At 70.2% G+C, this 25,040-nt stretch carries 29 protein-coding genes; 26 read left to right on the top strand and 3 right to left on the bottom strand.

What is annotated here, in order from left to right; translation table 11 throughout:
• Positions 1-64 precede the first annotated feature (64 nt).
• Positions 65-1,615, top strand: a complete 1,551-nt coding sequence (gene ffh / locus ACZ3I3_RS16615) for a signal recognition particle protein (protein ID WP_467365690.1) — start codon at positions 65-67, stop codon at positions 1,613-1,615.
• A gap of 78 nt (positions 1,616-1,693) precedes the next feature.
• On the opposite strand, the gene ACZ3I3_RS16610 is transcribed toward ffh, so the two are convergent.
• Both ACZ3I3_RS16610 and ACZ3I3_RS16605 read right to left on the bottom strand, forming a co-directional pair.
• Entirely contained in the window at positions 1,694-2,296 is a 603-nt protein-coding gene (locus ACZ3I3_RS16610; RefSeq protein WP_467365689.1) for a hypothetical protein, read from the bottom strand.
• Positions 2,297-2,453: 157 nt separating this feature from the next.
• Positions 2,454-3,308, bottom strand: a complete 855-nt coding sequence (locus ACZ3I3_RS16605) for a methyltransferase domain-containing protein (protein ID WP_467365688.1) — start codon at positions 3,306-3,308, stop codon at positions 2,454-2,456.
• Positions 3,309-3,507: 199 nt separating this feature from the next.
• Here ACZ3I3_RS16605 and proS point away from each other — a divergent pair, with 199 nt between their 5' ends.
• The 18 genes from proS to ACZ3I3_RS16515 all read left to right on the top strand — a co-directional run bounded on the left by proS (position 3,508) and on the right by ACZ3I3_RS16515 (position 18,181).
• On the top strand, positions 3,508-4,923 hold the full coding sequence (proS, locus tag ACZ3I3_RS16600; protein WP_467365687.1) for a proline--tRNA ligase: 1,416 nt from the start codon (positions 3,508-3,510) through the stop codon (positions 4,921-4,923).
• A gap of 270 nt (positions 4,924-5,193) precedes the next feature.
• Positions 5,194-5,796: a hypothetical protein gene (locus ACZ3I3_RS16595; RefSeq protein ID WP_020270731.1), complete on the top strand. Its 603-nt coding sequence runs from the start codon at positions 5,194-5,196 to the stop codon at positions 5,794-5,796.
• Positions 5,797-6,090: 294 nt separating this feature from the next.
• Entirely contained in the window at positions 6,091-6,510 is a 420-nt protein-coding gene (gene rpsP / locus ACZ3I3_RS16590) for a 30S ribosomal protein S16 (protein ID WP_467365685.1), read from the top strand.
• Between the two features lie 2 nt (positions 6,511-6,512).
• Positions 6,513-6,752, top strand: a complete 240-nt coding sequence (locus ACZ3I3_RS16585) for an RNA-binding protein (RefSeq protein ID WP_003973401.1) — start codon at positions 6,513-6,515, stop codon at positions 6,750-6,752.
• Between the two features lie 80 nt (positions 6,753-6,832).
• Positions 6,833-7,447: a ribosome maturation factor RimM gene (gene rimM, locus ACZ3I3_RS16580; protein ID WP_467365683.1), complete on the top strand. Its 615-nt coding sequence runs from the start codon at positions 6,833-6,835 to the stop codon at positions 7,445-7,447.
• Positions 7,447-8,280: a tRNA (guanosine(37)-N1)-methyltransferase TrmD gene (trmD, locus tag ACZ3I3_RS16575; protein ID WP_467365682.1), complete on the top strand. Its 834-nt coding sequence runs from the start codon at positions 7,447-7,449 to the stop codon at positions 8,278-8,280. The genes rimM and trmD overlap by 1 nt, the downstream gene beginning before the upstream one ends.
• 135 nt (positions 8,281-8,415) lie before the next feature.
• A complete protein-coding gene (gene rplS, locus ACZ3I3_RS16570; protein WP_467365680.1) occupies positions 8,416-8,766 on the top strand; it encodes a 50S ribosomal protein L19 in 351 nt (116 codons plus the stop codon).
• 45 nt (positions 8,767-8,811) lie between these two features.
• Positions 8,812-9,537 (top strand): signal peptidase I, encoded by a 726-nt coding sequence (gene lepB / locus ACZ3I3_RS16565; RefSeq protein ID WP_467365678.1) that lies wholly within the window; start codon positions 8,812-8,814, stop codon positions 9,535-9,537.
• On the top strand, positions 9,530-10,621 hold the full coding sequence (gene lepB, locus ACZ3I3_RS16560; RefSeq protein ID WP_467365676.1) for a signal peptidase I: 1,092 nt from the start codon (positions 9,530-9,532) through the stop codon (positions 10,619-10,621). Before lepB (ACZ3I3_RS16565) ends, lepB (ACZ3I3_RS16560) begins: the two co-directional genes overlap by 8 nt.
• Positions 10,509-11,471: a signal peptidase I gene (lepB, locus tag ACZ3I3_RS16555; protein WP_467365674.1), complete on the top strand. Its 963-nt coding sequence runs from the start codon at positions 10,509-10,511 to the stop codon at positions 11,469-11,471. The genes lepB (ACZ3I3_RS16560) and lepB (ACZ3I3_RS16555) overlap by 113 nt, the downstream gene beginning before the upstream one ends.
• A gap of 51 nt (positions 11,472-11,522) precedes the next feature.
• Positions 11,523-12,302, top strand: a complete 780-nt coding sequence (lepB, locus tag ACZ3I3_RS16550; protein ID WP_467365672.1) for a signal peptidase I — start codon at positions 11,523-11,525, stop codon at positions 12,300-12,302.
• The gene (locus ACZ3I3_RS16545) at positions 12,292-12,816 is read left to right on the top strand and encodes an NUDIX hydrolase (RefSeq protein ID WP_467365670.1); all 525 of its coding nucleotides are present in this window, start codon (positions 12,292-12,294) and stop codon (positions 12,814-12,816) included. Before lepB (ACZ3I3_RS16550) ends, ACZ3I3_RS16545 begins: the two co-directional genes overlap by 11 nt.
• 56 nt (positions 12,817-12,872) lie before the next feature.
• The gene (locus tag ACZ3I3_RS16540) at positions 12,873-13,181 is read left to right on the top strand and encodes a DUF2469 domain-containing protein (RefSeq protein WP_003993268.1); all 309 of its coding nucleotides are present in this window, start codon (positions 12,873-12,875) and stop codon (positions 13,179-13,181) included.
• Between the two features lie 88 nt (positions 13,182-13,269).
• Positions 13,270-13,632 carry a YraN family protein gene (locus ACZ3I3_RS16535; RefSeq protein WP_467365668.1) on the top strand — a complete coding sequence of 121 codons (363 nt, stop codon included), beginning with the start codon at positions 13,270-13,272 and terminating at the stop codon, positions 13,630-13,632.
• Positions 13,632-15,257, top strand: a complete 1,626-nt coding sequence (locus tag ACZ3I3_RS16530; protein ID WP_467365666.1) for a YifB family Mg chelatase-like AAA ATPase — start codon at positions 13,632-13,634, stop codon at positions 15,255-15,257. Before ACZ3I3_RS16535 ends, ACZ3I3_RS16530 begins: the two co-directional genes overlap by 1 nt.
• Positions 15,254-16,414 carry a DNA-processing protein DprA gene (gene dprA, locus ACZ3I3_RS16525; RefSeq protein ID WP_467365664.1) on the top strand — a complete coding sequence of 387 codons (1,161 nt, stop codon included), beginning with the start codon at positions 15,254-15,256 and terminating at the stop codon, positions 16,412-16,414. Before ACZ3I3_RS16530 ends, dprA begins: the two co-directional genes overlap by 4 nt.
• 272 nt (positions 16,415-16,686) lie before the next feature.
• Positions 16,687-17,529, top strand: a complete 843-nt coding sequence (gene whiG / locus ACZ3I3_RS16520) for an RNA polymerase sigma factor WhiG (protein ID WP_356925854.1) — start codon at positions 16,687-16,689, stop codon at positions 17,527-17,529.
• Positions 17,530-17,623: 94 nt separating this feature from the next.
• Entirely contained in the window at positions 17,624-18,181 is a 558-nt protein-coding gene (locus ACZ3I3_RS16515; RefSeq protein WP_467365949.1) for a TetR/AcrR family transcriptional regulator, read from the top strand.
• A 126-nt stretch (positions 18,182-18,307) separates the two neighbouring features.
• Here the strand turns inward: ACZ3I3_RS16515 and ACZ3I3_RS16510 are convergent, their stop codons facing one another.
• On the bottom strand, positions 18,308-18,892 hold the full coding sequence (locus ACZ3I3_RS16510; RefSeq protein ID WP_467365662.1) for a M23 family metallopeptidase: 585 nt from the start codon (positions 18,890-18,892) through the stop codon (positions 18,308-18,310).
• Between the two features lie 273 nt (positions 18,893-19,165).
• Between ACZ3I3_RS16510 and rpsB the strand changes: the two genes are divergently transcribed.
• From rpsB to ACZ3I3_RS16475, 7 genes are all read left to right on the top strand, one after another.
• Complete coding sequence (gene rpsB / locus ACZ3I3_RS16505) at positions 19,166-20,095, top strand: 30S ribosomal protein S2 (protein ID WP_467365660.1); 930 nt, start codon at positions 19,166-19,168, stop codon at positions 20,093-20,095.
• A 176-nt stretch (positions 20,096-20,271) separates the two neighbouring features.
• On the top strand, positions 20,272-21,108 hold the full coding sequence (gene tsf, locus ACZ3I3_RS16500; protein WP_467365658.1) for a translation elongation factor Ts: 837 nt from the start codon (positions 20,272-20,274) through the stop codon (positions 21,106-21,108).
• 184 nt (positions 21,109-21,292) lie between these two features.
• Positions 21,293-22,051 carry a UMP kinase gene (pyrH, locus tag ACZ3I3_RS16495; RefSeq protein WP_010044452.1) on the top strand — a complete coding sequence of 253 codons (759 nt, stop codon included), beginning with the start codon at positions 21,293-21,295 and terminating at the stop codon, positions 22,049-22,051.
• Positions 22,052-22,216: 165 nt separating this feature from the next.
• Entirely contained in the window at positions 22,217-22,774 is a 558-nt protein-coding gene (frr, locus tag ACZ3I3_RS16490) for a ribosome recycling factor (protein ID WP_059422066.1), read from the top strand.
• The gene (locus tag ACZ3I3_RS16485; protein WP_399414756.1) at positions 22,774-23,925 is read left to right on the top strand and encodes a phosphatidate cytidylyltransferase; all 1,152 of its coding nucleotides are present in this window, start codon (positions 22,774-22,776) and stop codon (positions 23,923-23,925) included. The genes frr and ACZ3I3_RS16485 overlap by 1 nt, the downstream gene beginning before the upstream one ends.
• A gap of 123 nt (positions 23,926-24,048) precedes the next feature.
• Positions 24,049-24,507 (top strand): SRPBCC family protein, encoded by a 459-nt coding sequence (locus ACZ3I3_RS16480; RefSeq protein WP_467365655.1) that lies wholly within the window; start codon positions 24,049-24,051, stop codon positions 24,505-24,507.
• Positions 24,508-24,591: 84 nt separating this feature from the next.
• Positions 24,592-25,032, top strand: a complete 441-nt coding sequence (locus ACZ3I3_RS16475; protein WP_467365654.1) for a VOC family protein — start codon at positions 24,592-24,594, stop codon at positions 25,030-25,032.
• Positions 25,033-25,040: the final 8 nt, after the last annotated feature.

Here is a 25,040-nt window from a genome sequence, read left to right as displayed (position 1 = left end):
CACGCCGGGATACCCTGGAGGGCGATTCCCCAGTCTGTCTCCGACCCCGAGGACCGCGAGCGCCGTGTTCGATACTCTTTCCGATCGCCTCTCAGCGACCTTCAAGAACCTGCGCGGCAAGGGACGGCTCTCCGAGGCGGACATCGACGCCACGGCGCGCGAGATCCGGATCGCGCTCCTCGAGGCGGATGTGGCGCTGCCGGTCGTCCGTACGTTCATCAAGAACGTCAAGGAGCGCGCGCTCGGCGTCGAGGTCTCGCGGGCCCTGAACCCCGCCCAGCAGGTCCTCAAGATCGTCAACGACGAACTGGTCACCATCCTCGGCGGCGAGACCCGGCGTCTGCGTTTCGCCAAGCAGCCGCCCACCGTGATCATGCTGGCGGGTCTGCAGGGTGCCGGTAAGACCACCCTCGCGGGCAAGCTCGGCCGCTGGCTGAAGGAGCAGGGCCACTCGCCGCTGCTGGTCGCCTGTGACCTCCAGCGCCCGAACGCGGTGAACCAGCTCAGCGTCGTCGCCGAGCGCGCGGGTGTCAGCGTCTACGCACCGGAGCCGGGCAACGGCGTCGGTGACCCGGTCAAGGTCGCCAAGGACTCCATCGAGTTCGCCAAGTCCAAGGTCCACGACATCGTGATCGTGGACACCGCCGGCCGCCTGGGCATCGACCAGGAGATGATGCAGCAGGCCGCGGACATCCGGGACGCGGTCAGCCCCGACGAGATCCTGTTCGTCGTCGACGCGATGATCGGTCAGGACGCGGTCAACACCGCCGAGGCCTTCCGCGACGGCGTCGGCTTCGACGGCGTGGTGCTCTCCAAGCTCGACGGTGACGCCCGCGGTGGTGCGGCCCTGTCGATCCGGCAGATCACCGGCAAGCCGATCATGTTCGCGTCGAACGGCGAGAAGCTCGACGACTTCGACGCCTTCCACCCGGACCGGATGGCCTCCCGCATCCTCGACATGGGTGATCTGCTCACCCTGATCGAGCAGGCGGAGAAGACCTTCGACCAGGCCGAAGCCCAGAAGATGGCCGAGAAGCTGGCCTCCAAGAAGGGCCAGGACTTCACCCTCGACGACTTCCTGGCCCAGATGGAGCAGGTCAGGAAGATGGGCTCCATCTCCAAGCTGCTCGGCATGCTCCCGGGCATGGGCCAGATGAAGGACCAGATCAACAACCTGGACGAGCGGGACGTCGACCGCACGGCCGCCATCATCAAGTCGATGACCCCGGCCGAGCGCCAGGAGCCGACGATCATCAACGGCTCGCGCCGTGCCCGCATCGCGCGGGGTTCCGGTGTCGACGTCAGCGCGGTGAAGAACCTGGTCGAGCGGTTCTTCGAGGCGCGCAAGATGATGTCCCGCATGGCCCAGGGCGGCGGCATGCCCGGGATGCCCGGGATGCCGGGCATGGGCGGCGGACCCGGCCGGACCAAGAAGAAGCAGAAGCAGGCCAAGGGCAAGCAGCGCTCCGGCAACCCGATGAAGCGCAAGCAGCAGGAGCAGGAGGAGGCCGCCCGGCGCGCGGCCGCCGCCGAGGGCGGAGGCGCCTTCGGGCTGCCGCAGCAGGGCGCCAAGGACTTCGAACTCCCCGACGAGTTCAAGAAGTTCATGGGCTGATAGCCCGTACCGCACGACACCGAGGGCGCCCCCTTTCGCAAAGGGGGCGCCCTCGGTGGTCTGTCGATGGCCTGCCGGTCAGGCCTTCGGGAACGTCCAGATGTAGGGCTCGCCGTCCTCCTCGGACCAGTGGACCTCGACGTTCTTGGCGTTCGCCGGGATCACGTAGGTCTCGCAGAAGACGTGGCTCTCGCCCTTCTTCCAGCTTTCGATGTCGTACGGGTCCTCGCAGCCCGTCGCGTCCTCGGACGCGCCGATGAGGATGGTGCCGCGCTGTCCGTCGGCGAAGACCGTGGTGCCGTCGTCCACGTCGGTTCCGTCGGTGAGGGCGGGCCCGCCCTTGTGCGTGTACTTCACGTGGGCGACGGCCAGCACCTTGCCCTTGACCTTGTCCGGCTGCGAGACGGCCTTGGCCGCCTCCGCCTCGGTGCCCACGTCGACCTTCTGCGCCACGACCTCGTAGGTGACCTCGCCCGGGTCTTCCGCGACCTTGCCCGTGGCGCTCTCGCCGGTCTCCATGTCACCGCCGGAAGCCGGCTCCGGCGAAGGGAAGACCTTGGCCTTCTCGGTGTCCGGGCTCTTCGCGTCAGCCTTGTCGCCGCCGCCACCGCAGGCGGTGAGCGCCAGAGCGAGGACGGCGACGGGCGCGACGAGACGCAGCGCGGTCTTGTGGTGCGGCACAACAGCTCCTGTATGCAGATGTGTAGGTTCCCGAGCGGTGGATCACATTAAGCGTTCATGATCCACTTGGTGGAACCAAAAGCAGCCCATGGTGCTTTCTTCACACCATTCACACCTGCACTGAAGATCTGTTCGCTAGGCAGTCCGGGCGATCACGTCACGGCGTCCGGGCGATCAGATACCGGAAGACGTTCGGCATCCACACCGTCCCGTCCGGCCGCTGGTGCGGATGCAGAGCCTCGGTCAGCTCCTTGTCCACCTGCACCTGGTCCGTCGCCGTGATCGCCGCGTCGAACAGCCCCGTCGACTTGAGCCCGCGCACCGCGCTGTCCACATCGGCGTACCCGAAGGGGCACGCCACCCGCCCCGACCCGTCCGGCCTGAGACCGGCCCGCTGGGCGACGTCCTCCAGGTCGTCACGGAGGGCGGGGCGCCAACTGCCCGCGCTGCGCAGCGGCTCCGCCAGCTTGGTGGCGACCCGCAGCACGGACGTCGTGGCGCACCGCTCCGGCGGTCCCCAGCCGGCCAGCACCACGGCCGCTCCGCGCCCCGCCAGCGGCGTCGCCTCCGCGAGCAGCCCGCCCAGCCCCTCCGAGTCGCCCGCCAGGCACCCGATCGGCTCGAAGGCGGTCACCAGGGTGTACGCCGGAGCGCCCGGCTCCGCCGTGTCCCGGGGCGAGCCGTCGACCAGCCGGTTGCCGTCACGCGCGCGCCCGGCCCTGCCTTCGGGCAGCAGTCGCTCCCGTGCGAGGGCCATTCTTTCGGGGGAAGCGTCGACACCGGTGACCGCCGCTCCCCGGGCGGCGGCCATCAGCAGGGCGAGTCCGGAACCGCAGCCGAGGCCGAGCAGCCGCGTAGCGGGACCCACGTCCAGTCGCTCGTAGACGGCCTCGTAGAGCGGTACGAGCATCCGCTCCTGGATCTCGGACCAGTCACGCGCGCGTGCACGCAGGTCCACGCGGGGTGCGGACCCCGTGTGAGGCAGGTGCTGCCGCACGAGCGTAGGTGTCATAAGTAAGCGCCCCAATCCGCCGAGAGTTGCCTCTTGCCCGATTCCATGGCCCCCGTGACAGTGCGCTCGCACTACCCCCGTATGCCAGGAAACTCCCCCCTCGACCTGTCGTCCAGTGGAAAGCGGCATGGCATATGAGTTGTCATGTGCCTATGGCGAGATTTCACATTCCGGCAACGTGGGCCCCTACGATCGCGCCATGGCCAAGACACCCGTTCTCACCCCCCAGGCGGACGATTTCCCGCGCTGGTACCAGGACTTGATCACCAAGGCGGAACTCGCCGACAACGGTCCGGTGCGCGGCACCATGGTCATCCGACCGTACGGGTACGGGCTGTGGGAGCGGATGCAGGGCGAGATGGACGCCCGCATCAAGGAGACGGGCACCCAGAACGCGTACTTCCCGCTTCTGATCCCGCAGTCGTACCTCACGCGCGAGGCGGACCACGTCGAGGGCTTCGCGCCCGAGCTGGCCGTGGTCACGCACGGCGGCGGCAAGGAACTCGAAGAGCCCGCCGTGGTCCGGCCCACCTCCGAGATGATCATCAACGACTACTTCTCGAAGTGGGTGCAGAGCTACCGCGACCTGCCGCTGCTCATCAACCAGTGGGCGAACGTCGTGCGCTGGGAGCTGCGGCCCCGCCTGTTCCTGCGCACCACCGAGTTCCTCTGGCAGGAGGGCCACACCGCGCACGCCACGTACGAGGAGGCGCGCGATTTCGCCGCGCACATTCACCGGCAGGTCTACGAGGACTTCATGGTGAACGTCCTCGCGATGGACGTCGTCCCCGGCCGCAAGACCGTCAGGGAGCGGTTCGCCGGCGCGATCAACACCCTCACGCTCGAAGCCATGATGGGCGACGGCAAGGCGCTCCAGATGGCCACCAGCCACGAACTGGGCCAGAACTTCGCCAAGGCCTTCAACACGCAGTACCTGTCGAAGGACGGCCGGCAGGAGCTGGTCTGGCAGACCTCCTGGGGTTCCACCACCCGCATGATCGGCGCCCTGGTGATGATGCACGGCGACGACAACGGCCTGCGCGTCCCGCCGCGGCTGGCGCAGACCCAGGCCGTGGTGCTCGCGATCAAGGGCGACGAGGCGGTTCTGGCCAAGGTCCGCGAACTCGGCGACCGCCTGAAGGCGGCCGGGATCCGCGTCCACGTCGACGACCGCACCGACATCCCCTTCGGCCGCCGCGCCGTCGACTGGGAGCTCAAGGGCGTGCCGGTCCGGATCGAGATCGGCCCGCGCGACCTGGAGAACGGCACCGCGATGCTGGCCCGCCGCGTCCCGGGCGGCAAGGAGCCGGTCCCCCTGGACGCTCTGGTGTCGCTGCTGCCGCAGGTCCTCGAAGAGGACCAGGCCCTGCTGCTGAAGCAGTCCCGGGAGCGTCGCGAGTCCCGTACCGGCGAGGTCTCGACGATCGACGAGGCGGTCGAGGTGGCCGGCGCGGGCGGCTGGGCGCGCATCCCGTGGGCGGTGCTCGGCGAGGAGGGCGAGGCGAAGCTGGCCGATCACGCGGTGACCGTGCGGTGTCTGGTCGCCGAGGACGGGTCGGTGCCGGACGCCGACGACGCACCCGGTAACGTCGCGGTCGTCGCGCGCGCTTACTGAGTCGCGGCACGCGCTTACCGAGGGGGCGCAAGGCGACCGAAACGTCTCTTGCGTATCCGCGAACCTCTTGGCCCCCGGCGCGCGGACATCGCCTACGCGCCGGGGCGTACGCGGGACTACGCACCACCTTGTGGTGAGCTGCGAGGCTTCTCCACAGATCAGCGCACCCGCCCTCGTCGGGACGCATCAGAGGCAACTGACGGGTACGTGCAAATTATTTGGGATGCCCCGGAATCGGAACACTGGGGCACCCCGGCTCGTTGTCATTACGTGAGCACGACACAGACACCACCTGTTCTCGCCGCAGAGCTGGCACAGGCGTGGGCCGACATTCAGCGGTACCACCCCGAGCTGCCCGACCTTGCCGCGCCAGAGTCCCTGATCGGGGAGTCGTCGTCCGCGTGCGGGCACGAGCTCTCCTTCGAGCGACTGCTCCATGAGGCAGTCCATGGCATCGCCGCCGCCCGCGGCGTCCGCGACACCTCCCGTGCCGGCCGCTACCACAACCGCAGATTCCTCGCGATCGCCGAGGAGCTGGGCCTGGACCACCCCGAGGAACCGCATCCCAGCAGCGGCTTCTCCCTGGTCACGCTCACCCCCGAGGCGAAGCGCCGCTACCGCCCGACGATGGAGCGCCTCCAGCGCGCCCTGAAGGCCCACACGGCCGCGACCTCCTCCGACACCTCCCGCACCTTCCGGGGCCCGGCCGCCCGGCACGGCTCCTCCGGCGGCGGCGTCCGCGTCAAGGCGGTCTGCGACTGCGGCCGCAACGTACGCGTCGTGCCGTCGGTCCTCGCCCAGGCGCCGATCGTCTGCGGCGGCTGCGGCAAGCCGTTCCGGATCCCGGACGTGGTGGGAGCGGTGGCCGGCTGACGTCCACACCGGCATCTCGTGGCTGCCGGTCGGGACAGCATCCTCCACCGCGGGGCAGGGCACCCGACGTACTTCACCTCCACGCCGGGTGCCCCTTCAGCCTGCCCGAGCGCCGGGGAACCCCTCGGTCAAGGACGCCCGGCTGGGTGTGGCACAATGGCTAGCTGTACTCGACAGCCGCACAGGACCCCTCTCTCCTCCGGCTGACGCGTCCATCGGGCACTCGGGTACCGCAACCCCACGCGGCTTCTCTCGCCGTGCCCAACCACGTCAAATCCAGGAGAACCCACTCCCGTGGCAGTCAAGATCAAGCTGAAGCGTCTGGGCAAGATCCGTTCGCCTCACTACCGCATCGTCGTCGCCGACTCCCGTACCCGTCGTGACGGTCGTGCGATCGAGGAGATCGGCAAGTACCACCCGACGTACAACCCGTCGGTGATGGAGGTCGACGCCGAGCGTGTGGCGTACTGGCTCGGTGTCGGCGCCCAGCCGACCGAGCCCGTGAAGGCCATCCTCAAGAAGACCGGCGACTGGCAGAAGTTCAAGGGCGAGCCCGCCCCGGCTCCGCTGCTGACGGCGCCCGAGAAGGCCGAGCGCCCGTCGTTCGAGGCTCTCGGCGGTGACGACGAGGGCAAGGGTGAGGCGATCACCCAGAAGAAGAAGGCTGAGAAGAAGGACGAGGCCGGCGCCGAGTCCGCTTCGACCGAGGCCTGAGCATGCTCGAGGAGGCTCTCGAGCACCTCGTGAAGGGCATCGTCGACAACCCTGACGATGTGCAGGTCGCCTCGCGCAATCTGCGCCGCGGGCGGGTGCTCGAGGTCCGGGTCCATCCGGACGACCTCGGCAAGGTGATCGGCCGCAACGGCCGCACCGCACGCGCCCTGCGTACCGTCGTGGGCGCCATCGGCGGTCGCGGTGTCCGCGTCGACCTCGTCGACGTGGACCACGTCCGCTGACGCTTATCGCAACCGGCTCGGGCCGGGGAAGGCCTGAGGGCCGTCCCCGGCCCGCAGTCGTATGACAGGAGACTGGACACGTGCAGTTGGTAGTCGCACGGATCGGCCGCGCCCATGGCATCAAGGGCGAGGTCACCGTCGAGGTACGGACCGACGAGCCGGAACTGAGGCTCGCCCCCGGCGCCGTACTCACCACCGATCCCGCTTCCACGGGACCCCTCACCATCGAGACGGGCCGCGTCCACAGCGGCCGTCTCCTGCTGCGCTTCGAGGGTGTCAGCGACCGCACCGGCGCCGAGGCCCTGCGCAACACCCTCCTGATCGCCGAGATCGACCCGGAGGAACTGCCCGAGGGCGAGGACGAGTACTACGACCACCAGCTGATCGACCTCGACGTGGTCACCGCGGACGGCACGGAGGTCGGCCGGATCACGGAGATCTCGCACCTGCCCACCCAGGACCTGTTCATCGTCGAGTGTTCCGACGGCAGCGAGGTGATGATCCCCTTCGTCGAGGAGATCGTCGCCGAGATCGACCTGGAGGAGCAGAGGGCCGTCATCACCCCGCCGCCGGGCCTGATCGACGACCGTGCGGAGATCGCGTCCAGCCGGGAAGACGCCTCCGGCGAGGAGGACGCCTCCGGCGAGGAAGACGTCTCCGGCGAGGAAGACGTCTCCAGCCGGGAAGAGTCGTAATGCGCCTCGACGTCGTCACGATCTTCCCCGAGTACCTGGAACCGCTGAACGTCTCCCTCGTGGGCAAGGCACGCGCGCGTGGGCAGCTGAACGTACACGTCCACGACCTGCGTTCCTGGACCCACGACCGCCACAACACCGTCGACGACACGCCCTACGGCGGCGGCCCCGGCATGGTCATGAAGACCGAGCCCTGGGGAGAGGCGCTGGACTCCGTCCTGGCCGACGGCTACGAGACCGGCTCCCACGCGCCGGCCCTCATCGTGCCCACGCCCAGCGGCCGCCCCTTCACCCAGGAGCTCGCCGTCCACCTCTCCGAGCGCCCCTGGCTGATCTTCACCCCGGCCCGCTACGAGGGCATCGACCGCCGGGTCGTCGACGAGTACGCGACGCGGATGCCGGTGTACGAGGTGTCCATCGGCGACTACGTCCTGGCCGGCGGCGAGGCGGCCGTCCTCGTCGTCACGGAGGCCGTGGCGCGGCTGCTGCCCGGCGTCCTGGGCAACGCCGAGTCCCACCGGGACGACTCCTTCGCGCCCGGCGCCATGGCGAGCCTGCTGGAGGGACCCGTCTACACCAAGCCGCCCGACTGGCGCGGCCGGGACATCCCCGACGTGCTGCTCAGCGGCCACCACGGGAAGATCGCCCGCTGGCGGCGGGACGAGGCGCTGAAGCGCACGACCGCGCACCGGCCCGACCTCATCGAACGGTGCGACCCCAAGGCCTTCGACAAGAAGGACCGCGAGATGCTGTCCATCCTGGGCTGGGCGCCGGATCCGGCGGGGGAGCCGTACGGCCGATTTTGGCGCAGGACCGACGGCGTGGAAGAATAGCCAGCTGTTGTGCGTCCGTCCGGCGCGCGCCCCTGCCACAGGGGGAGACGACGCCCGCTCCGACTCGCACAACCCTGATCCGAAACACCTAGTTTCCGTTGATGACCTGTGGCATCAGCGAGGAAAGCAGACGAAATGTCTCACCTGCTCGACACCGTCGACTCCGCGTCGCTGCGCAGCGACGTCCCCGCCTTCCGCCCGGGCGACACGGTCAACGTGCACGTCCGCGTCATCGAGGGCAACCGCTCCCGTGTGCAGCAGTTCAAGGGTGTGGTGATCCGCCGCCAGGGTGCCGGCGTCCGCGAGACCTTCACGGTCCGCAAGGTCTCCTTCTCCGTCGGCGTCGAGCGCACCTTCCCGGTGCACACCCCGATCGTGGAGAAGATCGAGCTCGTCACCAAGGGTGACGTCCGCCGCGCCAAGCTGTACTTCCTGCGCGAGCTGCGCGGCAAGGCCGCGAAGATCAAGGAGAAGCGCGAGAACTGAGCGCTCTCCGGGGTTCACATCGGGGCCGGATAGCATCTGGCTCCGATGGACACCGAAGCTCAGCCGACGGAGCGCGACCGCTCCTCCCGCCCTTCCGACTCCGAGGACACCTCGGATCCCGGAGGGCCGGAGGACCGGTCGCGTTTCGCGTTGTCGCGTGTCACCGAGTGGGTCCCGGGCGGCCGGATCACTCTGACACTGCTGGCCTGCCCGCTTTTCCTGCTGCTGCTCAGCACGTTCGTGCTGCGGCCCTTCCAGATCCCCAGCGGATCCATGGAGCAGGGATTGAGGATCGGGGACCGGGTTCTCGTAAATAAGTTGGCGTACCGTTTCGGAGCCGAGCCGCAGCGGGGAGACATCGTCGTGTTCGACGGGACCGGGTACTTCGGGCACGCGGACTACATCAAACGCGTTGTCGGCGTGGGGGGAGACCACGTGGTCTGCTGCGACGAGGAGGGGAGGATCCAGGTGAACGGCCGGCCGGTCGACGAGTCGGGCTTCCTGTACCCCGGCGACAGCCCCTCCACCGTGCCCTTCGACGTCGTCGTGCCCGCCGGCGCCCTGTTCCTCCTCGGCGACCACCGCGGCGACTCCAGCGACTCCCGCGACCACCTCGGATCGCCCGGCGGCGGCATGATCCCGGTCGACGAGGTGATCGGCCGCGCCGACTGGATCGTCTGGCCCTTCGGCCACGCCACCCGGCTGGACCGCCCCGACGCCTACGCGCGCGTGCCCGCTGCCGCCGCCGGAAGGGCGGGCGCCCATGGGTAACCGCGGCAAACCGCGCGGCGTCCCCGCAGGCCCCGCCGAGAACCTGCTGCCCACCGGCGCCCGTCGAGCCGCCGGCCCGTCCAGCGGCCGTACGCGCGCCGAGCGGCGCAAGCTCCAGAAGAAGGTCAAGCGGCGCCGCAGGCGCGGTGCCGTCAAGGAGATACCGCTCCTCGTCGGCGTCGCCGTCCTGATAGCGCTCGTACTGAAGACGTTCCTCGTCCAGGCCTTCGTCATCCCGTCCGGCTCCATGGAGCAGACGATCCAGATCGGTGACCGCGTCCTGGTCGACAAGCTCACCCCGTGGTTCGGCTCCAAGCCGCAGCGCGGGGACGTCGTCGTCTTCAAGGACCCCGGCGGCTGGCTCCAGGACGAGCAGACCACCCTTCCGAAGGACGACCCCATCGTCGTCAAGCAGGTCAAGGAAGGGCTCACCTTCATCGGCCTGCTGCCGTCCGACAACGAGAAGGACCTCATCAAGCGGGTCGTCGGTGTCGGCGGAGACCGCGTCAAGTGCTGCGACGCGCAAGGACGCGTGACCGTCAACGGCATCCCGCTGAACGAGGACTACCTGTACCCCGGCAACGCCCCGTCCGACACGCCGTTCGACATCACCGTCCCCCCGGGGCGGCTGTGGGTGATGGGCGACCACCGGAACAACTCCGCGGACTCCCGCGCCCACCAGGACACCGACTACGGCGGCACGGTCTCCGAGGAAGAGGTCGTCGGCCGCGCCATGGTCATCGCCTGGCCCTTCGGGCACTGGAGCACCCTGGAGGAGCCGAACACGTACGCCTCCGTGTCCGACTCGGCCACCGGGTCGACCGCCGCTGCCGAACTGTCGCATAGGGTTGCCTCCGACGATTCGAACGGAACGATCCAGCTCCCGACCCCTGCGGAACTCCCGCTCGTTATGGGAGTGGTGGGCCTGCGTCGTGTGTGGGGCAGGCGGCGGCACAGAGTGAGGAGTTGGCGTGGGGGATGTGGCGGTTGGCGCACGGTCCGGACACGACGGCGAGGAGCACCGCGGACACCCCGCGGAATCCGCCGTCCCGGCCGCGGACAGCGCCGTGACCTCCGGGAATGACTCCGGGGCAGCCGAGGGCGACAGGGTGACAGACGAGTACGGCACAGCAGAGGGCGAAGGGCCGGGAGGCGCGGCCAGGACACCGAAGAAGCAGCGCTCCTTCTGGAAGGAGCTGCCCATCCTGATCGGCATCGCGCTGGTGCTCGCGCTGCTGATCAAGACGTTCCTCGTGCAGGCGTTCTCCATCCCCTCCGACTCGATGCAGAACACCCTCCAGCAGGGCGACCGCGTCCTGGTCGACAAGCTGACCCCCTGGTTCGGCTCCGAGCCCGAGCGCGGCGAGGTCGTCGTCTTCCACGACCCGGACAACTGGCTGGCGGGCGAGCCGACGGCGGATCCGAACGCCCTGCAGACGTTCCTCAGCTGGATCGGCCTCATGCCGTCCGCGGAGGAGAAGGACCTCATCAAGCGGGTCGTCGGCGTCGGCGGCGACACGGTCGAGTGCAAGAACACGGGCCCGCTCACGGTCAACGGCAAGGCGCTGGACGAGCGGTCGTACGTCTACGCCGGCAACACGCCGTGCAGCGTCGACGACCAGGGCGGTCAGTTCAAGGTAAAGGTTCCCAAGGGCTACATCTGGGTCATGGGCGACCACCGGCAGAACTCCCGGGACTCCCGCTACAACCAGGCGGACAAGCACCACGGCATGGTCCCGGTGAAGGAGGTCGTGGGCCGGGCCATCGTCGTCGCCTGGCCGATCAACCGCTGGGACAACCTGCCGGTGCCGGACACCTTCGACCAGCCCGGTCTGAGCGCCCAGCCGGCCGCAGCCGGTCCGGCCGTGGCGCCGCAGGCGGCGGCGCTGCTGGGTGTGGTGCCGGTGGTGCTGTGGCGCCGCAGGAAGCAGTGATCCCGGCGGTGGGCTGACCCCGGCCGGTACCCCCGGGTAGGGTGCGGACCCATGGGTGGCGAGAGCGTGACGCACACGGCCCCGCGCAGCGGTGGCACAGGCCCGGGCCCGGTGGGCAGCCGGACCGGACAGCGGTTGTCCGGGCTGGCCGTCGCACTGGGCCTTGTGCTGTTCCTCGGGGGTTTCGCCTGGGGGGCGGTGGTCTACCGGCCGTACACGGTGCCCACCAGTTCGATGACGCCGACGATCGACGCAGGCGACCGGATCCTGGCGCAGCGCGTCGACGGCGGCGAGGTGCGCCGCGGTGACGTCGTCGTCTTCAAGGACGCCACCTGGGCCAACGCGCCGATGGTCAAGCGCGTGGTCGCCGTCGGCGGCGACACGGTCGCCTGCTGCCAGGACGGCAAGCTCAAGGTCAACGGCAAGGAGATCGACGAGACGTACCTGCCCAAGGGCACACCGGCCGAGATGAGCAACTTCCCGACGGTGACCGTCCCCAAGGGCCGTCTCTTCCTGCTCGGTGACGAGCGGGGCAACTCCGTGGACTCCACCGCCCACCTCACCGACGCCGCCAGCGGCACGGTGGCCCGCTCCGCCGTGGACGCCCGCGTCGACTCCGTGGTCTGGCCCATGAAGGGCATGCTGGAGCGCCCCACCGGCTTCGAGACGCTCGGCGCCCTGTCCTCGCCCGGACCGCTGCGGACGATCACCGCCCTGGTGATCGCCGGCGCCGTGCTCGTCCTGGGCGGGGGCGCCTACGGTCCCGTCGCCAAGCGCACGGGCGCGTCCCGGGCCCGGCGGGCGAGCACGGAGCCCGCAGGTGTCCGCTGAGGCCCTGGGGGCGGGCCAGGACGGCTACGCGGGCGGGCTGCGCAAGGTCGCCCGGGTCGTGCTGCTCGACCCGCAGGACCGCATCCTGCTGCTGCACGGGCACGAGCCGGACGATCCGGCCGACGACTGGTGGTTCACCCCCGGCGGCGGTGTGGAGGGCGAGGAGACCCGTGAGGAGGCCGCCCTGCGGGAACTCGTCGAGGAGACGGGCATCACCGAGGTCGAACTGGGCCCGGTGCTGTGGCGGCGGAAGTGCTCCTTCCCGTTCGCGGGCCGCCGCTGGGACCAGGACGAGTGGTACTACCTGGCTCGGACGGACCGTACGGCGGTCGAGGCCGCGGGGCTGACCGAGCTGGAGCGGCGCAGTGTCGCCGGAGCGCGCTGGTGGACGTGTCCGGAACTTTCCCGGGCACATGAGACGGTGTATCCGACCAGACTCGCCGGGCTGCTGCGCACGCTGCTCGACGAAGGTCCCCCGGCCAGGCCCGTGATCCTTGACCCGGAAATCGTCTAGGGGCGCACGGGACTGGCGCACAATGGTGGGATCGCACGGCTGAAGGGGAACATGCCATGAGCGCCGAGGACCTCGAGAAGTACGAGACCGAGATGGAGCTGAAGCTCTACCGGGAGTACCGCGATGTCGTCGGTCTGTTCAAATATGTGATCGAGACCGAGCGGCGCTTCTACCTGACCAACGACTACGAGATGCAGGTGCACTCGGTCCAGGGTGAGGTGTTCTTCGAGGTGTCCATGGCGGACGCCTGGGTGTGGGACATGTACCGGCCGGCCCGGTTCGTGAAGCAGGTCCGCGTCCTCACGTTCAAGGACGTGAACATCGAGGAGCTGAACAAGAGCGATCTCGAACTGCCGAGCGGGTGACGGAGTTATCCACAACCGCTGAGTCGTCCACCAAGATCCATCTGGTGAGGGCGGGTGCGTGATCGTTGGCGCCGGAGGTGGTGCCGACATGAACGCACGCAGTGCGATGGGCAGGTACGGAGAGACTCTGGCGGCCCGGCGGCTGACGGAGAGCGGACTGACGGTCCTGGAGCGCAACTGGCGCTCGGGCCGGGCCGGAGAGATCGACATCGTGGCCAGGGACGGGGACGTCCTGGTCGTCTGCGAGGTGAAGACCCGCAGGGAGGGCCCCTTCGAGCACCCGATGGCCGCCGTGACCCCGCAGAAGGCGGAGCGGCTGCGGGACCTCGCCGAGCGGTGGATCCAGACGCACGGGGGCGCGCCGCCCGGCGGAGTCCGCATCGACGTGGTCGGGGTGCTGCTGCCGGCCCGCGGCGCGGCCGTGGTCGAGCATGTGCGGGGGGTGGCCTGATGGCATTCGCCCGTACGTGTTCGGTGGCGCTGGTGGGCGTCGAAGGCGTGGTCGTCGAGGTGCAGGCCGACCTCGAACCGGGTGTCGCGGCGTTCACGCTGGTGGGACTGCCCGACAAGAGCCTCACGGAGAGCCGGGACCGGGTGCGTGCCGCGGTCGTCAACTCGGGCGCGGCCTGGCCCCAGAAGAAACTCACGGTCGGCCTCAGCCCGGCCTCCGTCCCCAAGTCCGGCAGCGGCTTCGACCTGGCCGTCGCCGCGGCCGTCCTCGGCGCGGCCGAGCGCATCGACCCCCGCGTCCTCGCCGACATCGTGATGATCGGTGAACTGGGGCTGGACGGGCGGGTACGGCCGGTGCGGGGGGTCCTGCCCGCGGTGCTGTCGGCGGCGAACGCGGGCTATGAGCAGGTGGTCGTGCCCGAGTGCGCCGCAGCCGAGGCGTCCCTCGTGCCCGGGATCTCCGTACTGGGCGTGCGGAGCCTGCGCCAGCTGATCGCCATCCTGGCCGACGAACCCGTGCCCGACGAGGACCCGGACGAGCAGGGCCGCCCGGATCCGCTCCTCGCCGGCCTGCGCATGCCGGGCACGGGCGCCGCCACGGGCATGCACAGCGTCGGAGCGGCCCAGCACGAACCCGGCCACGACCTGGCGGACGTCGTCGGGCAGATCTCGGCGCGCACAGCGGTGGAGGTGGCCGCGGCGGGCGGACACCACCTGTTCCTGGAAGGGCCTCCCGGCGCCGGCAAGACGATGCTCGCGGAGCGGCTGCCCGCCATCCTGCCCCGGCTCGGCCGGCAGGAGTCGCTGGAGGTCACCGCGGTCCACTCGGTGGCGGGCCTGCTGCCCCCGGGCAAACCCCTGATCGACGTCGCCCCCTACTGCGCCCCGCACCACTCGGCCACGATGCAGGCGCTCGTCGGCGGCGGCCCGGGCATCGCGCGGCCCGGCGCGGTCTCGCTGTCCCACCGGGGAGTCCTCTTCCTGGACGAGACACCCGAGTTCAGCAGCCAGGCCCTGGACGCCCTGCGCCAGCCGCTGGAGGCGGGGCATGTCGTCATCGCGCGCAGCGCGGGAGTCGTGCGCTTCCCGGCGAAGTTCCTCATGGTGCTCGCGGCCAATCCCTGCCCGTGCGGCCGGTTCTCCCAGCGGGACGACCTGTGCGAGTGCCCGCCCTCGGCCATCCGCCGCTACCAGGCCAGGCTCTCCGGCCCGCTGCTCGACCGGGTCGACCTGCGCGTGGAGGTCGACCGCGTCACCCGCACCGAGCTGACGTCGTCCGGCGCGCGGGGCGAGTCCACCGTGATGGTCGCCGACCGGGTACGGGCGGCGCGGGAGCGCGCCACACAGCGCCTCGCCGGCACTCCGTGGCGCACGAACAGCGAGGTGCCCGGCCGTGAGCTGCGCAGCCGCTGGTACGCCGTGTCCGGGGCGATGGACGAGGCCGAGCGGAACCTGGAGCGCGGTGTCCTGACCGCCCGCGGGCTCGACCGCGTGCTGCGCGTGGCCTGGACCGTCGCCGATCTCGTCGGCCACGACCGGCCCGACGCGACGGACGTCGCCCTCGCGCTCCAGTTGCGCACCGGTGTCCCGAGGGGCGTGCCCATGGCAATCGGAGCGCTGACGTGAGCGCCGCCGGCGAACCGGACGACGAGCTGCTCGCCCGGGTCTTTCTCACCCGCGTCATCGAACCCGGTGACGAGATCGCCGGGCGGTGGGTGCGGGAGTCCGGGGCGCGGGAGGTGGCCCGGCGGCTCGCGGAGGGCGGGCGGCCCCTGACCGGGGTGGGCGGGAAGCGGTGGAAGGGGCTGCTGGCCAGGGCCGAGGTGGCCAGGCCGCGTGCGGACCTCGCCGTCGCCCGGGAGGCCGGGGTGCGGTTCGTCGCCCCGGGGGACGCGGAGTGGCCGGGGCAGCTCGACGATCTCGGGGATGCCCGGCCGCTGGGGCTGTGGGTGCGTGGGCGGGCCAGTCTGCGGATGTGGGCGCTGAGGTCGGTGGCCGTCGTCGGCGCCCGCGCCTGCACCGAGTACGGGGCGCACATGGCGGCCACCCTCGCCGCCGGCCTCGCCGAGCAGGGCTGGGTCGTGGTGTCCGGCGGTGCCTACGGAGTCGACGGCGCCGCCCACCGCGGCGCCCTCGGCGCGGGCGGCGCCACCGTCGCCGTCCTCGCCTGCGGCGTCGACCGCCCCTACCCGCGCGGACACACCCAGCTGATCGGCAGAATCGCCGAACAGGGACTGGTCGTCGGAGAGTTGCCGCCCGGTGATCACCCGACACCGAGCCGGTTCATCCTGCGCAACCGGGTGATCGCGGCACTCACCCGCGGCACCGTGATCGTCGAGGCCGCTCACCGCAGCGGCTCCCTGGTCACGGCACGGGCGGCACAGCGCCTAGGCCGGTACACCATGGGCGTACCCGGCCCGGCCACCAGCGGGCTGTCCGCGGGGGTGCACGAGCTGCTGCGCGGCGAGGCGGCCCTGGTCACCGACGCCGCGGACGTGATCGAACTGGTGGGCGACATCGGGCAGCTGGCCCCCGACCGGCGCGGCCCCGTCCTGCCCCGCGACCTGCTGGCACCGGCCACCCGGCAGGTGCTCGCCGCGCTGCCCTCCGGCCGGGCCGCCCGGCCCGACGAGATCGCGCGCCGCGCACAGACCGCACAGGACGACGCAGTCGCGAGACTGTACGAACTGCGGGCACTCGGTTACGTCGAACGACACGGCGACGGCTGGAAGTTGACACGCCAGGCGGTGATGTCGGTCCGCGGCGGTCCGGGGCCCTGCTGACCGCGCCTGTTCGGCCGTCCGGGGGAACCCCGACATCCCTTGGAAATTCCCCCAGTTGGGGTTCTCCGGTGATCACACCGACCGAGCTCGCCGACCCGGTCGGACGCCCTGAGGAACGTATCTGCGCCCTTGTTGACCTCCGCCCTTCGCGCACCGCGACACCCCAGTCACGCTACGCTCACGAGGATCCCGACACGGACAGGCAACTCGACATCAGACAGACAGCCCACCCCAGCAGCACCACTCCGCAGCAGAACGGCACAAGGCGACGAATGCCCCAGCACACCTCCGGGTCCGACCGGGCGGCGATCCCCCCAGCCGCCCGTGACGGTGGCAGCGTGCGGCCGCCCGCTCCCTCGACGCTCGACGAGCTGTGGCGGTCGTACAAGGCGACGGGGGACGAGCGGCTGCGGGAGCAGCTGATCCTGCACTACTCGCCCCTCGTGAAGTACGTCGCCGGCCGGGTCAGCGTGGGCCTGCCGTCCAACGTCGAGCAGGCGGACTTCGTCTCGTCCGGGGTGTTCGGGCTGATCGACGCGATCGAGAAGTTCGACATCGACCGCGAGATCAAGTTCGAGACGTACGCGATCACCCGGATCCGGGGCGCGATGATCGACGAACTGCGGGCCCTGGACTGGATCCCCCGGTCGGTGCGGCAGAAGGCGCGCAACGTGGAGCGCGCGTACGCCACGCTCGAGGCGCGGCTGCGGCGGACACCGACCGAGGGCGAGGTGGCCACCGAGATGGGCATCGCGGTGGAGGAACTCCACGCCGTGTTCAGTCAGTTGTCGCTGGCCAACGTGGTGGCCCTGGAGGAGCTGCTGCACGGCGGGGCCGAGGGCGGCGACGGCCTGAGCGTCATGGACACGCTGGAGGACACCGCCGCCGACAACCCGGTGGAGGTCGCCGAGGACCGGGAGCTCCGCAGGTTCCTCGCGCGGGCGATCAACACGCTGCCCGAGCGGGAGAAGACCGTGGTCACGCTGTACTACTACGAGGGGCTCACCCTGGCCGAGATCGGGAACGTGCTGGGCGTGACCGAGAGCCGGGTCAGCCAGATCCACACCAAGTCGGTGCTCCAGCTGAGAGCGAAACTGGCGAGCTTCGGCCGCTGACCAGGCCGTACGGCGACGAGACGGCGGGAGCCACTCCCGTCGGGCCCGGGGCGTCCGTACAGTGGTTGACGTGCCAAGGATTCGAGCGGCCTCCGTGGCCGAGCACCGGTCGATGCAGCGAGCCGCCCTGCTGGACGCGGCTCGCGCCTTGTTGTCCGAGGGCGGTACGGAGGCGCTGACCTTCCCGGCCCTCGCCGAGCGGACGGGGCTCGCGCGGTCGTCCGTCTACGAGTACTTCCGGTCCCGGGCGGCCGTGGTCGAGGAGCTGTGCGAGGTCGACTTTCCCGTCTGGGCGGCGGACGTGTCGGCGGCGATGGAGCGGGCGGGGACGGCCGAGGCCAAGGTCGAGGCGTATGTGCGGCGGCAGCTGGAGCTGGTGGGGGACCGCCGGCACCGGGCCGTGGTCGCGATCTCGGCGAGTGAGCTGGACGCCGGGGCCCGGGAGAAGATCCGGGCGGCGCATGGCGGGCTGGTCGCGCTGATCGTCGAGGCGCTGGGTGAGCTGGGGCATGAGCAGCCCCGGCTGGCGGCGATGCTGGTGCAGGGAGTCGTGGACGCGGCGGTGCGGCGGATCGAGCTGGGGGCCGCGGAGGAGCCGGGCGTCATCGCGGACGCGGCGGTGAGTATGGCTCTGCGGGGTGTGCGGGGCTGAGCCGCGTCGGTGCCGAGGCCGGGTGGGTGCGCAGCCCGGCGGTGCGGGGTGCCGCTGCGCCCACCCGTGCCGCCTGGGGGTGCTCCCAGGCCCTTGAGGCACTGGGGGAGGCACGACTGCCCGCAGCTATGGGGGCCCGTAGACCGGCAGGAGTCTCGACGGGCCCCTGTGCAGGAGCCATGGGGGCAGGAGCGACAGCGGGTTCACGTAGGTGTCACCTCTGCGCAGGCCCCAGTGCACGCACGTAGCCGTGCAGTGGGAGCCCGTCGCGTCCACCGTGCCGATCACGTCGCCCGGTTCGACCTCCTCGTCCTCCTGCACCGTCGCCGTCACCGGCTCGTAGGTCGTGCGCAGGGGAGGGTCGCCCGTTCCCGAGAGCTCCAGCGAGATCACTCCCTTTCCGGCCACCCGGCCCGCGAAGGACACCCGGCCCGCGGCCACCGCCCGCACCGGCGTGCCCGGGGGCGCCGCCAGGTCCACGCCGCGATGGCCCGGGCCGTAGACCGACGCCGGGGGTTCCCAGCCGCGCAGGACCGGTGGGCGTAACCCCACGGGCCATGTGCGTCCCACCGCCGGGACGGTGGCGTCCGGGACGGGTGGGGCGGCCCCGGCCGCGAACAGGGGCGGCGGCGGGGCCAGCAGGGCTGTCACCGTCACGACCAGCAGCAGGATCAGCCGCGTCCACACACGCACACATCGCTTCGCTCGCATGCCGAAAGCGTCCCGGACCGCCGCCCGTCACCGGCCCGGGCTGTGGACCGCCGCCCGGTTGTGGACAACGGCGTCACCCGGTGCCCCGCGGGTCCCGTACACTTCTGGTGGCGATCCGGGTCACCGGGTCGACTTCGCACGCCCCGATACGCACCCCGGCAACGGGCCGTATCAGCGCCCCTCGGTCCCTCGTGGCACGGCGCGCAGCGGGCGTCAGGCGCGGAGGCCATCCGGCATCCGCGGCACAACCGAGAAGCACAAGGAGATACGGCCATGGCCGTCGTCACGATGCGGGAGCTGCTGGAGAGCGGCGTCCACTTCGGTCACCAGACCCGTCGTTGGAACCCGAAGATGAAGCGCTTCATCTTCACGGAGCGCAACGGCATCTACATCATCGACCTGCTCCAGTCGCTGTCGTACATCGACCGCGCCTACGAGTTCGTCAAGGAGACCGTCGCCCACGGTGGCACGGTCATGTTCGTCGGTACGAAGAAGCAGGCGCAGGAGGCCATCGCCGAGCAGGCCACCCGCGTCGGCATGCCCTACGTCAACCAGCGCTGGCTGGGCGGCATGCTCACCAACTTCTCGACCGTCTACAAGCGTCTGCAGCGCCTCAAGGAGCTCGAGCAGATCGACTTCGAGGACGTCGCCGCGTCCGGTCTGACCAAGAAGGAGCTTCTCGTGCTCTCGCGCGAGAAGGCCAAGCTGGAGAAGACCCTCGGTGGTATCCGCGAGATGCAGAAGGTGCCCAGCGCCGTCTGGATCGTGGACACCAAGAAGGAGCACATCGCCGTTGGTGAGGCCCGGAAGCTGAACATCCCGGTCGTCGCGATCCTCGACACCAACTGCGACCCCGACGAGGTCGACTACAAGATCCCGGGCAACGACGACGCGATCCGCTCCGTCACCCTGCTCACCCGCGTCATCGCCGACGCCGTCGCCGAGGGCCTCATCGCCCGCAGCGGTGTCGCCACCGAGGGCAAGGGCGAGAAGGCCGCGGGCGAGCCGCTGGCCGAGTGGGAGCGCGACCTGCTCGAGGGCGAGAAGAAGGCCGACGAGGCTGCCCCCGCCGCTGAGGCCGCTCCGGCCGCCGAGGCTGCTCCGGCCGCTGAGGCTCCGGCCGCCGAGGCCGCCCCCGCCGCCGAGGCCGAGGCCGAGAAGCCGGCCGAGGGCGAGAAGGCCGCCGAGGCCGAGCAGGCCTGACCCGTCAGTCCGAGGTGACGGCGGGAGCGGTACTGCATCACCAGCGCCTTCGGCGCGGTGTGAAGTCCGCTCCCGCCGTTCACCCGTAGGTCAGCGGCAGGACAGTGCGCTCCGGCTCCATGGAGCGCATCCGCAGATCTTCGATCTTCCAGACTTCGAGAGAGATTCACAGACTCATGGCGAACTACACCGCCGCCGACGTCAAGAAGCTCCGTGAGCTCACGGGCGCCGGCATGATGGACTGCAAGAAGGCGCTGGACGAGGCCGAGGGCAACGTCGAGAAGGCCGTCGAGGCGCTCCGCATCAAGGGCCAGAAGGGCGTCGCCAAGCGCGAGGGCCGTTCCGCCGAGAACGGTGCCGTCGTCTCGATCATCGCCGACGACAACTCCTCCGGTGTCATCGTCGAGCTGAAGTGCGAGACGGACTTCGTCGCCAAGGGCGAGAAGTTCCAGGCCGTGGCCACGGCCATCGCCGAGCACGTCGCCAAGACCTCCCCGGCCGACCTCGAGGCCCTGCTCGCCTCCGAGATCGAGGCCGGCAAGACCGTCCAGGCGTACGTGGACGAGGCCAACGCCAACCTGGGCGAGAAGATCGTCCTGGACCGCTTCGCGCAGTTCGCCGACGGCTACGTGACCGCGTACATGCACCGCACGATGCCCGACCTGCCCCCGCAGATCGGTGTCCTCGTCGAGCTGGACAAGCCGAACGCGGAGATCGCCAAGGGCGTCGCCCAGCACATCGCCGCCTTCGCGCCGAAGTACCTCTCCAAGGAGGACGTCCCGGCCGAGGTCGTCGAGTCCGAGCGCCGCGTCGCCGAGGAGACCACCCGCGCCGAGGGCAAGCCCGAGGCCGCCCTGCCGAAGATCGTCGAGGGTCGCCTCAACGGATTCTTCAAGGACGCCACGCTGCTCGGCCAGCCCTACGCGCTCGACAACAAGAAGTCCGTCCAGAAGGTCCTGGACGAGGCCGGTGTCACCCTGAAGCGCTTCTCGCGCATCAAGGTCGGCATCTGAGTCCGTACCGCGATCGACGCCCGACCCCGATAGGGTCGGCAGCAGTCGTCCCGGTACGCCGTCACAGGGGTGGCGGACGACAGCAGATCTGACGAGGAGGCCATTGCCGTATGGGATGCGAACCACGCCCCACCGGCAATGGCCTTCTTCGTATGTGCAACACGTGAAAGAGGCGGGATCCCCCATGACCACCAAGGCCCAGAAGAGCGACGACGGCAAAGTGCGCGGCCGGTTTCTGCTGAAGCTGTCCGGAGAGGCCTTCTCCGGCGGTGGGGGCCTGGGCGTCGACCCCGACGTGGTGCACAAGATCGCCCGCGAGATCGCGGCCGTCGTACGCGACGGTGCGCAGATCGCGGTCGTCATCGGCGGCGGCAACTTCTTCCGCGGTGCCGAGCTCCAGCAGCGCGGCATGGACCGGGCCCGCTCCGACTACATGGGCATGCTCGGCACGGTCATGAACTGCCTGGCCCTCCAGGACTTCCTGGAGAAGGTGGGGGTGGACTGCCGGGTGCAGACCGCCATCACCATGGGCCAGGTCGCCGAGCCGTACATCCCGCTGCGCGCCGTGCGGCACCTGGAGAAGGGCCGTGTGGTCATCTTCGGTGCCGGTATGGGCATGCCGTACTTCTCCACCGACACCACCGCCGCCCAGCGCGCCCTGGAGATCGACGCGGAGGCGCTGCTGATGGGCAAGAACGGCGTGGACGGGGTCTACGACTCCGACCCGAAGACCAACCCGGACGCGGTGAAGTTCGACCACCTCGGCTACGGCGAGGTCATCACCCGTGACCTGAAGGTCGCCGACGCCACGGCCGTGACGCTGTGCCGCGACAACAAGCTCCCGATCGTGGTCTTCGAGCTGCTGGCAGAGGGCAACATCGGTCGTGCCGTCAAGGGTGAGAAGATCGGCACGCTGGTGGGGGACCCCGGCAGCCGGGACTGAGACCCGAGAACAACCCCGTCCGGGGGACGGACGGGACGGAGCCGGGCCGGGGGATGGACAATGTTCCGCCGGTCGGGAACCGTGCAGGAAGAAGACGCGACGCAGCCGGCCGCCGCCCCACATGGAACCGCAGCCGGGCCTACTCAAGACACGCAGGAGCAAGTGGTGATCGAAGAGACCCTCCTCGAGGCCGAGGAGAAGATGGAGAAGGCCGTCGTGGTCGCCAAGGAGGACTTCGCCGCGATCCGCACCGGCCGTGCGCACCCGGCGATGTTCAACAAGATCGTGGCCGACTACTACGGCGCGCCGACCCCGATCAACCAGCTGGCCTCGTTCTCGGTGCCCGAGCCGCGCATGGCCGTGGTGACCCCGTTCGACAAGAGCGCGCTGCGCAACATCGAGCAGGCGATCCGCGACTCCGACCTGGGCGTCAACCCGAGCAACGACGGCAACATCATTCGAGTGGTGTTCCCCGAACTGACCGAGGAGCGCCGCCGCGAGTACATCAAGGTCGCCAAGAGCAAGGGTGAGGACGCCAAGGTCTCCATCCGCTCCGTGCGCCGCAAGGCCAAGGACGCCATCGACAAGCTGATCAAGGACGGCGAGATCGGCGAGGACGAGGGCCGCCGTGCGGAGAAGGAGCTCGACGACACCACCCACAAGTACGTGGCGCAGGTGGACGAGCTCCTGAAGCACAAGGAAGCGGAGCTGCTCGAGGTCTGATGAACGACTCTTCCTGGGGGGCGCCGCCACAGGCCGGGTACTGGGGGCCCACCGACCAAGGGCATTCCCATGGGCACTCCCACACCCATGGGAATGGACATGCCCACCCCCCTGGCCAGGGGCACGTCCAGGGAGCCGCTCCGGCGGGTCCCGCATACGATGCGCATGAAGCGCCTCAGACTCGCCCCATGCCCATCGTGCCCGACGTAGCCGCATACGGCGGAAACCAGGATGACGACCGGGGGGCTGCTCGGCTGAGCGGCTCTCCGGTCCGGAACGAGACGAATCCGGAGCCCATGCCCGACGCCGCAGAGCCGGCACCCAAGCCGCAGAAGAAGAGCGCGGGTCGCGACCTGAGTGCCGCGATAGGGGTCGGCGTCGGGCTGGGCGCGGTGATCGTCGCGTCGCTGTTCGTCGTCAAGGCCGTGTTCGTCGGCGTGATCGCGGTCGCCGTCGTGGTGGGCCTGTGGGAGCTGACCAAGCGGCTGGACGAACGCAAGGGCATCCGGGCACCCCTCGTGCCGCTCGCGCTCGGCGGTGCCGCGATGGTCGTCGCCGGGTACGTCCGGGGCGCCGAGGGCGCCTGGGTCGCGATGGCGCTCACGGCACTGGCCGTGCTGGTGTGGCGCATGACGGAACCGCCCGAGAACTACCTCAGGGACGTCACGGCGGGCGTCTTCGCGGCGTTCTACGTGCCGTTCCTGGCGACGTTCGTCGCGATGATGCTGACGGCGGACGACGGGGCGCAGCGGGTGCTCACGTTCCTGCTGCTCACCGTCGTCAGCGACACCGGCGCCTACGCGGTCGGCTGGCGCTTCGGCCGGCACAAGCTCGCCCCGCGCATCAGCCCCGGCAAGACCCGCGAGGGTCTGCTCGGCGCGATCTCCTTCGCGATGGTCGTGGGCGCGCTGTGCATGCAGTTCCTCATCGACGACGGTGCCTGGTGGCAGGGCCTGGTGCTCGGCCTCGCGGTCGCGGTCAGCGCCACGCTGGGCGACCTCGGCGAGTCCATGATCAAGCGGGACCTCGGCATCAAGGACATGGGCACGCTGCTGCCGGGGCACGGCGGCATCATGGACCGGCTGGACTCACTGCTGCCCACGGCTCCGGTGGTGTGGCTGCTGCTCGTGCTCTTCGTCGGGTCCGGCTGAGGCGATACGGCTGTGCGACGAGCCCCCGCCGGGTGACCGGCGGGGGCTCGCTGCCGTTGTGCGGAGGTGCCTGCGACGTCTCCAAGTGGGACGATTCAGGTGTACGTCGCAAAGGGGAACATTATGTCCAGCATTCGACAGACCATCGATGTCGACCGGCGTCCCGAGGACGTCTACGCCTACGTCACGGACGCCCAGCGGCTGCCGGAGTGGCAGCTGAGCGCCGTGTCCGCGGAACGCCTTGACGAGGGGCCGGTCGGTGTCGGCTCCCGGATGCGGGTCACCCGGCACATCGGCCGCCGGGTCATGCCGATGACCATGGAGGTCACGGAGTACGACCCGCCGCACAGCTGGGGCATGCGGGGTGTCGACGGTCCCGTCCGGGCACGGGTGCACGGCGAGGTCGAGCCGTACGACGAGGGGCAGCGCTCCCACGTGACGATCGAGGTCGACTTCGAGGGCCACGGCGTCGGCAAGGTCCTCGTCCCGCTCGTCGTACGCCCCCAGGTCCGCAAGGAACTGCCGCGCAACGAGCAGATCCTCAAGGACCGGTTGGAGCACACGGGCGAGCAGGGCCTCTGAGGGGTACGGCCGACGTGTGACGGGCACCTCTGTGTCCGGACAGGGGCTCACCGCCGTGGCCCTGCAACTCCTAGGAGGCCCGGCATGACGATCCAGCGGATGGACAACGTCCTCATCGTGGTCGACGACATGGACGCCGTCCTTTCGTTCTTCGTCGAACTCGGCATGGAGCTGGAGGGCAGGGGGCCGGCCGAGGGACCCTGGGTGGACCGTGTCATCGGGCTCGAGGACGTCCGGCAGGAGATCGCCATGCTGCGGACCCCGGACGGTCACGGCCGCATCGAGCTGGCGATGTTCCACCAGCCGAAGGCGATCCGCCCCGAGCCGAAGGACGCGCCGGCGAACACGCTGGGCATCCGCCGTGTCATGTTCGCCGTCGACGACATCGAGGACGCCATCGCCCGCCTGCACACCCACGGCGCGGAACTCGTCGGCGAGGTGGTGCGGTACGAGGACAGCTATCGACTCTGCTACCTCCGCGGCCCCGAGGGCATCGTGGTCGGGCTGGCGGAGCAGCTGGACTGAGCGCAGGT

The organism is Streptomyces sp. NPDC016851, from assembly GCF_055562795.1.
This window is presented reverse-complemented; position numbering and strand designations above follow the sequence as displayed.

Excerpts from the sequence above, each read along its gene's own strand:
- ACZ3I3_RS16605 (WP_467365688.1), bottom strand. The coding sequence starts at position 3,308 with ATGACACCTACGCTCGTGCGGCAGCACCTGCCTCACACGGGGTCCGCA.
- proS (WP_467365687.1), top strand. The coding sequence starts at position 3,508 with ATGGCCAAGACACCCGTTCTCACCCCCCAGGCGGACGATTTCCCGCGC.
- ACZ3I3_RS16585 (WP_003973401.1), top strand. The coding sequence starts at position 6,513 with ATGCTCGAGGAGGCTCTCGAGCACCTCGTGAAGGGCATCGTCGACAAC.
- trmD (WP_467365682.1), top strand. The coding sequence starts at position 7,447 with ATGCGCCTCGACGTCGTCACGATCTTCCCCGAGTACCTGGAACCGCTG.
- rplS (WP_467365680.1), top strand. The coding sequence starts at position 8,416 with ATGTCTCACCTGCTCGACACCGTCGACTCCGCGTCGCTGCGCAGCGAC.
- lepB (WP_467365678.1), top strand. The coding sequence starts at position 8,812 with ATGGACACCGAAGCTCAGCCGACGGAGCGCGACCGCTCCTCCCGCCCT.
- lepB (WP_467365676.1), top strand. The coding sequence starts at position 9,530 with ATGGGTAACCGCGGCAAACCGCGCGGCGTCCCCGCAGGCCCCGCCGAG.
- lepB (WP_467365672.1), top strand. The coding sequence starts at position 11,523 with ATGGGTGGCGAGAGCGTGACGCACACGGCCCCGCGCAGCGGTGGCACA.
- ACZ3I3_RS16540 (WP_003993268.1), top strand. The coding sequence starts at position 12,873 with ATGAGCGCCGAGGACCTCGAGAAGTACGAGACCGAGATGGAGCTGAAG.
- ACZ3I3_RS16535 (WP_467365668.1), top strand. The coding sequence starts at position 13,270 with ATGAACGCACGCAGTGCGATGGGCAGGTACGGAGAGACTCTGGCGGCC.
- ACZ3I3_RS16530 (WP_467365666.1), top strand. The coding sequence starts at position 13,632 with ATGGCATTCGCCCGTACGTGTTCGGTGGCGCTGGTGGGCGTCGAAGGC.
- whiG (WP_356925854.1), top strand. The coding sequence starts at position 16,687 with ATGCCCCAGCACACCTCCGGGTCCGACCGGGCGGCGATCCCCCCAGCC.
- ACZ3I3_RS16510 (WP_467365662.1), bottom strand. The coding sequence starts at position 18,892 with ATGCGAGCGAAGCGATGTGTGCGTGTGTGGACGCGGCTGATCCTGCTG.
- rpsB (WP_467365660.1), top strand. The coding sequence starts at position 19,166 with ATGGCCGTCGTCACGATGCGGGAGCTGCTGGAGAGCGGCGTCCACTTC.
- tsf (WP_467365658.1), top strand. The coding sequence starts at position 20,272 with ATGGCGAACTACACCGCCGCCGACGTCAAGAAGCTCCGTGAGCTCACG.
- pyrH (WP_010044452.1), top strand. The coding sequence starts at position 21,293 with ATGACCACCAAGGCCCAGAAGAGCGACGACGGCAAAGTGCGCGGCCGG.
- ACZ3I3_RS16485 (WP_399414756.1), top strand. The coding sequence starts at position 22,774 with ATGAACGACTCTTCCTGGGGGGCGCCGCCACAGGCCGGGTACTGGGGG.
- ACZ3I3_RS16480 (WP_467365655.1), top strand. The coding sequence starts at position 24,049 with ATGTCCAGCATTCGACAGACCATCGATGTCGACCGGCGTCCCGAGGAC.
- ACZ3I3_RS16475 (WP_467365654.1), top strand. The coding sequence starts at position 24,592 with ATGACGATCCAGCGGATGGACAACGTCCTCATCGTGGTCGACGACATG.